10 protein-coding genes are annotated in these 5,125 nt (G+C 49.7%); 3 read left to right on the forward strand and 7 right to left on the reverse strand.

Going from position 1 to position 5,125, the window contains the following annotated elements; translation table 11 throughout:
- From DWV16_RS18570 to DWV16_RS18585, 4 genes are all read right to left on the reverse strand, one after another.
- Positions 1-187, reverse strand: a 187-nt coding sequence (locus tag DWV16_RS18570; protein WP_147349499.1) for a hypothetical protein, incomplete at its 3' end; no start/stop codon positions are given.
- 172 nt (positions 188-359) lie between these two features.
- Complete coding sequence (locus tag DWV16_RS18575; protein ID WP_118480920.1) at positions 360-764, reverse strand: hypothetical protein; 405 nt, start codon at positions 762-764, stop codon at positions 360-362.
- 16 nt (positions 765-780) lie between these two features.
- Entirely contained in the window at positions 781-1,230 is a 450-nt protein-coding gene (locus tag DWV16_RS18580; protein ID WP_118480922.1) for a hypothetical protein, read from the reverse strand.
- Positions 1,227-1,412, reverse strand: coding sequence for an antitoxin (locus DWV16_RS18585; RefSeq protein ID WP_118480924.1), 186 nt, complete (start codon positions 1,410-1,412; stop codon positions 1,227-1,229). Before DWV16_RS18585 ends, DWV16_RS18580 begins: the two co-directional genes overlap by 4 nt.
- 174 nt (positions 1,413-1,586) lie before the next feature.
- Here DWV16_RS18585 and DWV16_RS18590 point away from each other — a divergent pair, with 174 nt between their 5' ends.
- Together DWV16_RS18590 and DWV16_RS18595 are read left to right on the forward strand one after the other, a co-directional pair.
- Positions 1,587-1,904: a hypothetical protein gene (locus DWV16_RS18590; RefSeq protein WP_118480926.1), complete on the forward strand. Its 318-nt coding sequence runs from the start codon at positions 1,587-1,589 to the stop codon at positions 1,902-1,904.
- Positions 1,905-2,032: 128 nt separating this feature from the next.
- A complete protein-coding gene (locus DWV16_RS18595) occupies positions 2,033-2,215 on the forward strand; it encodes a hypothetical protein (protein WP_118480928.1) in 183 nt (60 codons plus the stop codon).
- Between the two features lie 35 nt (positions 2,216-2,250).
- On the opposite strand, the gene DWV16_RS18600 is transcribed toward DWV16_RS18595, so the two are convergent.
- From DWV16_RS18600 to dinB, 3 genes are read right to left on the reverse strand one after another with little or no spacing between them, the layout of a single operon-like run.
- On the reverse strand, positions 2,251-2,820 hold the full coding sequence (locus tag DWV16_RS18600) for an SOS response-associated peptidase (RefSeq protein ID WP_118480930.1): 570 nt from the start codon (positions 2,818-2,820) through the stop codon (positions 2,251-2,253).
- Positions 2,820-3,071, reverse strand: a complete 252-nt coding sequence (locus DWV16_RS18605; RefSeq protein ID WP_118480932.1) for a hypothetical protein — start codon at positions 3,069-3,071, stop codon at positions 2,820-2,822. Before DWV16_RS18605 ends, DWV16_RS18600 begins: the two co-directional genes overlap by 1 nt.
- A 13-nt stretch (positions 3,072-3,084) precedes the next feature.
- Positions 3,085-4,326 carry a DNA polymerase IV gene (dinB, locus tag DWV16_RS18610; RefSeq protein WP_118480934.1) on the reverse strand — a complete coding sequence of 414 codons (1,242 nt, stop codon included), beginning with the start codon at positions 4,324-4,326 and terminating at the stop codon, positions 3,085-3,087.
- 228 nt (positions 4,327-4,554) lie between these two features.
- On the opposite strand from dinB, the gene DWV16_RS18615 reads away from it, so the two are divergent.
- Positions 4,555-5,043 carry a hypothetical protein gene (locus DWV16_RS18615; protein ID WP_118480936.1) on the forward strand — a complete coding sequence of 163 codons (489 nt, stop codon included), beginning with the start codon at positions 4,555-4,557 and terminating at the stop codon, positions 5,041-5,043.
- The last annotated feature ends 82 nt before the right edge of the window (positions 5,044-5,125 follow it).

Genomic DNA, 5,125 nt, shown 5'->3' on the forward strand with positions numbered 1-5,125 from the left:
GACCTCCAAAATTTTTTTGAATCCACTCTGCCGAGTAGGTGATACGGATCACGTACTCGCCAAATAGCGGCGGAAGGATCTCCGGGGGCTTATGACTCCAAAAGTAATCCCGCAGCTCATCAGCCTTTTCGCGGTCAAGCTCAATGGCGGTCAGTTTTGCAAGCCGTTTGTGTGCGGGTTGGTACATGCTCTGACCTCCCTCACTGCAATAAAAAAGACAGAGGGCGGGCGTTTTAGCGCCCGCCCTTTTCCTTAGGATATAGGATACTTTCTCAATTTCAATCCACAAATCCAATTTTAAAGTTGGATTTGACAATTACAGTATACATGATTTTTGTAAAAATGCAAGACCTAATAAATTAATCCCGTCCAATCGCTACCGGGATGGAGCGCATATCTCCGTTTATGTCCGGGTAGATGAGGAACATACCGCCCGCAATCGCTTTGTCGATGAGCGCGTCCTGATCGACTGCGCCGAAATATTCGGATTCGGCCTCCTGTGGGTGTGCGCAGACCACAAAGCACATATCAGATGTCCCGGTCTTGGAGTTGCGGCCGGGTATGCCCATTTCCGGTGGATATTTTTCGCTCGTGGACACCCAGTCTGGGACTGCCACATCGATGGTACGGCGCTGACAGTTACCAGATCCGGTTACTCCGTATGACCCGACAATATTGATGATTGCATCCGCCTTAAAATGATAGGTCGGGGGATTGTGGCCGTGATCGACCGCAACGTACCCGACTCCGACTTGGATCTTCATGATTTGCCCTCCTTTTTTAAATTTCAACGCCTGGGAGACTATACCTGATAGGGTCGTCCGAATGCTCATTGTTGTAGGCAATCAAAAACGAGCTGAGGTCCATTTGCTCGCCGCCAACGATGCTTGCCCGCACAGTCCAGCTTGCGCCCTTGACGTTTTGGAGGGCGTAAAGACCGCGGACGATTGTGAGAGCGTCGTCTTTGCTCATTTGCTTAAAGTATTCCTGCCGTGCCATAGACTGGATATTAAAGATGAGCTCGTCGAGGGCTACAACGTGCGGTTCGCGCTCATTTCTCGGGAATCCAAACGGGTCGGTGTCCTGCATTTTTCCCGCGTCGTAATCTGATGCGATCTCATCGGCCACAGAATCCACGCGCTCAGACAGTCCCAGTTCGGCCACCTTGTATTCGATCCGGGCTTGCATAGTCTCGTCTTTAAGATATTTGCGGATGTCGATGTTACTCATGTCGCGATCTCCTTATTCATGTCCTCGTCAATTAGTTTATTGATATAGGCGTTCAAACTCAGCCCTAAGCTTTCTGCGTGCGCTTTGATTTTATCGCGATTACCTTTTTTGACCTGCAAGGCAATCCGATCATATGCTTTGCTGGCATATTTGTTTTTCGCTCTCGTTGCGGCGTTACCCATTTGACCCCTCCTTTCATTAATTCTATTATAGCAAATGTTATATACATGTGCAAGTATAAATTCTAACAAATATACGTGTGCATAATTGGCGTTTATGACAATTGACATTATACGTGAACAGGTATATAATATAGACAAGAGGTAAGGGAAAAAACAAAAAACGGAGGTAACACAATGAAATACGAAATGAGCAGAGGCAGAAATACCATCATCATCGACACCGAGGCTGGAACGATCTCGGGGAAAACTTACGAAATGCGCGATGTTATTAAATCCGACCTGTACGCGAAATGGGATGCTGCAAATAAAGTTTGGCGCTCCGACAAGCTGGCCGAGACGATCGAAGAATACAAAGAGTACCTCACTCGCTGCTACAAGCTGGCAGAAATCAAAACCGCCGAAATTGTTACCACTCATAAGCACATCCACACAGACGGCCTTTGCCCCATCTGCCATACTTATTGCTGTGGGGATTGCATGGCGAATAGATAATTAATCAATAAAAAGCCGCCTCGATGGAGCGGCTTTTATTTATGCAAATACCTACATGTGGCAGGAAAACATTACCGGTTGCCTTGCCCCTTTATCCATTGGATAATGAAGGAGAGGAGGCGGTAATTTTGGGCAAAGCAAGAAGAAAAATGGAAATGGCATTAAAACAAATGAAAGAGGCTCGGGAAACCCTGGCGGACATTGCATATTGGGGGAAGGGAGAAGAAAAGGTTATCCCAATTATGCGGGCACTGAACGAAGCAATGCGGGATTTATCTAATCTGATCGGCGAAACGTCGACCGATGAATAGAAAGAACCGCCCCAAAACGGGCGGTTCTTTTGTCCCTATGATACTAATTTTCGCTCGAGCAAGGGTGGCTCTGCCCGCAGGATCTCCCGCGCGGCAACCTCGTCCTGAATCCATGTGCGGATCATGTCCTTTTCGAGCACCACCGGCATGCGGTTATGCACATCTACAATGGAGTTGTTCGCTACTGTCGTGAGGATCACATAGCGCGGTTCGCCCTTGAATTCGTTATAAAAGCCCGCCATGTAAAGCGCGGTCGAGTCCGGCAAATTAAAGCGGTATTTCTGCCTATGGTTGTCCCACTCGTAAAACCCGGTCGATGGGATCACGCAGCGCCGCGCCGCAAGGGACGCGCGAAACATCGGCTTTTCCGGTGCGGTTTCCGCCCGCGCATTGATAATCACGCGCTGTCCCTTGAATCCCGGAAAACCCCAGGAAAAAAGTGCCGGGGTAATCGCGTCGTTTTCTGCCAGCAGTACGGGCGCGGCATTGGTCGGGTAGATTTCCCCGGTTTTCATTCCAGTTACGCCCTGACGTCGCTCGATTTCCCGAACAATTGCCTGGATTTCTTCGCTTTCCTCTTGCGAAAAATTATAGCGTCCACACATTATGCTTTTGCCTCCACAAACCAGCGGTCGTCGTCCTCTCGCCAAACATACGATTGCCGGTTCCCAATTTTGATACAGTACCGGATGCCGCTGCCGCCCGCTTTGAGAGATGCTGCCCGGCGGATGTCCAGTATCCGATCTATCTCATATTGTGTCCCGTCCTCCCACTCGATAACCAGCGGCACGACGTTTCCATCGGTGTCAAACACGGCCTGTACGCCAACATATACTTTACGAGCCTGTTCGCCCACCTGTTACGCCTCCTTAAAAAAAGCCAACCGGATGAATCGTATGATCCTGTTTGGGGTTGAATCCGGTCAATTTGGGATCTTTGAGCAGCACTGCCCGCTGCACACAGTAATTTCCAAACCGCCGCCGCAGGGTGTCGACCGTTTCTTCGAGCGCCTTCATTTCCTCCCGCTTTTTATGGTTGTCGAACATGTCGAGCTGTACCGGCTCGTCGCCGTGGGAAAAATCGGTCATCGACACGCCGATACTGCGGATCGGCGCGCCCCAGGCGTAATGCTTTTTTAAAAGCTGTATCGCGCCCTGGGCGATTTCCGACGCAAGACAGGTCGCTTTTTCAAGCCGCATCTGCCGCGTGAAGGAAAAGAGTGTATTATCCCGGATCGAGATGCAGACGGTCCGGCCTTTGAATCCGTGCTCGCGCATCCGGGCGGCAACCGATTCGGCCAAAACGAATAGTACCATCTTTACATCCTCGTTGTTTTCAAGATCCCGCACAGTGGTCGCGCTGTTACCAATCGATTTGACGACCGCCAGCTCGTCAAAGAGCGCGACCGGCGTGGTGTCAATTCCGTTTGCAAAGACATAGAGCATATCGCCCCACTTGCCAAACCAGCTGCGCAGGACGGCGGGATCGGTCCGCGCAAGCTCTCCAATGGTGTCCACGCCGCGCCCATGCAGTTTGCGCCGGGTTGCAGGCCCAACGTTGAGCAGATCGGAAGCGGGGAGGGGCCAGGCGATCTCTTTGTAGTTCTCCCGGTCGATTACCGTCGTTGCGTCCGGTTTTTTATAGTCGCTGCCGAGTTTTGCAAAGATCTTGTTATAGGATACCCCGATTGATACGGTAATACCGAGTTCGTATTTGATGCGCCGCCGGATCTCGTCCGCGATTTTTTTACCGTTCCCGAAAAGTCCCGCGCTACCGGTCACGTCGAGCCAGCATTCGTCGATCCCGAACGGTTCCACCCGGTCGGTGTAATCCATGTAGATATTGCGTGCCAGCTTAGAGTAACGCAGATAGAGCGGATAATTCGGAGGCACGATCACAATGCCGGGACATTTTTGCTTCGCCTGCCAGAGCGCTTCGCCGGTTTTGATACCGTAACGCTTTGCGATTTGGTTTTTGGTCAGCACGATTCCGTGCCGCTCTTCGGGATCGCCGCCGACAATCACCGGTTTGTCGCGGATTTCTGGCCGGTGCAGGCATTCCACCGATGCATAGAAGCTGTTTAGATCGCTGTGCAGGATTACCCGCTCCATCCTTTTTCCCTCCACATAAGAAACGTTTGTTTTATCATTATGTTACAACTATAGGTTGTAGAAAACAAGTGAAAAAAGATGGATGGAAAGATTTACCGATAAAAAAGCGATGGACCAAAAAAAGGAAAAAATGCATTTGATCTTTTTCGCAAAACGCTGTAAGATGAATGCGTTGAAGCTCCCTTGTTGTCTGTTAAGTGCTGATTACCGTTCATAGGGGGAAATGAAATGAAAAAGCTGGAGGATCCATTCTCTTTTCCGCACTATTGGTTTGATGTGATTTTCCTGTTTACCTATGTACCGACCAATATTGTTTTTGATTACTTTGTGCAGGACTGGGCCTATACAGGAAGGATTTTTTGCCGAACCAGCATGACGGCATTTCTTATTTTAGAAGCGGTCTGCTTTCTGCAACTATATTTGTTCAGGTATAAATTAAAGGGTTATCTGCTGCCGGAGCATGAAGAACTGTATGCCTGGCTAACCAGAAAAAAGGATAATCCGCTTACGATACTGCCCTTTGTATTATGCAAAAAGACGCTCAAATGGGAGGAACCGGAAGATCCACGGCTGCAATCGGTTCGCAGGTCGGTTCTGCAGTTTGGAAACTCGACGCGGATTATGCTTGCAATCTGGCTGTCGGTACAGCCGATCATGAGTCTGCTGGGATATTCGGGGGAGATGTGGCAGGCTTGGGCAATGCGGGGCTGGCAATAATAGGAGGCGGAGAAAAGGCGAGGCACAGAGGAATCTGCCTCGCCTTTATTATAGCATATTTATAACATGAACAATCTTTCGA

Origin of the sequence: Anaerotruncus sp. AF02-27 (genome assembly GCF_003465835.1) — a bacterium.
GTDB lineage: Bacteria > Bacillota > Clostridia > Oscillospirales > Ruminococcaceae > Anaerotruncus > Anaerotruncus rubiinfantis.

What these genes read in the sequence shown, in the direction of transcription:
- DWV16_RS18600 (WP_118480930.1), bottom strand. Translation starts at nt 2,820, where the DNA reads ATGTGTGGACGCTATAATTTTTCGCAAGAGGAAAGCGAAGAAATCCAG.
- DWV16_RS18580 (WP_118480922.1), bottom strand. Translation starts at nt 1,230, where the DNA reads ATGAGTAACATCGACATCCGCAAATATCTTAAAGACGAGACTATGCAA.
- dinB (WP_118480934.1), bottom strand. Translation starts at nt 4,326, where the DNA reads ATGGAGCGGGTAATCCTGCACAGCGATCTAAACAGCTTCTATGCATCG.
- DWV16_RS18585 (WP_118480924.1), bottom strand. Translation starts at nt 1,412, where the DNA reads ATGGGTAACGCCGCAACGAGAGCGAAAAACAAATATGCCAGCAAAGCA.
- DWV16_RS18575 (WP_118480920.1), bottom strand. Translation starts at nt 764, where the DNA reads ATGAAGATCCAAGTCGGAGTCGGGTACGTTGCGGTCGATCACGGCCAC.
- DWV16_RS18615 (WP_118480936.1), top strand. Translation starts at nt 4,555, where the DNA reads ATGAAAAAGCTGGAGGATCCATTCTCTTTTCCGCACTATTGGTTTGAT.
- DWV16_RS18590 (WP_118480926.1), top strand. Translation starts at nt 1,587, where the DNA reads ATGAAATACGAAATGAGCAGAGGCAGAAATACCATCATCATCGACACC.